1 pseudogene is annotated in these 243 nt (G+C 64.2%); it reads right to left on the reverse strand.

The annotated features are described in order from the left end of the window. Positions 1–118, reverse strand: a pseudogene (locus TW83_RS22190) (ABC transporter ATP-binding protein); the annotation flags it as partial. Positions 119–243: the final 125 nt, after the last annotated feature.

The raw sequence follows: 243 nt of genomic DNA on the forward strand, positions 1-243 counted from the left end.
CGTTCGGCCCGATCACCGCGCGCAACTCGGCCGCGTTGATGGAAAAGGACAGGTTGTTGATCGCCTTGAACCCGTCGAAGGACTTGCTGATCCCGCTGACCTCCAGAAGCGCGCTCATGCCCGGTCTCCCTTGCGGCCGAACAGGTCGAACACCCCGGCGATGCCCTTGGGCGCGAACAGCGTGACCAGCACGAAGGACAGGCCCAGCAGCACCTGCCACCAGTCGACCCAGTTCACCACGTA

This window comes from Paracoccus sp. S4493, assembly GCF_000967735.1.
Classification (GTDB): domain Bacteria; phylum Pseudomonadota; class Alphaproteobacteria; order Rhodobacterales; family Rhodobacteraceae; genus Paracoccus; species Paracoccus marcusii.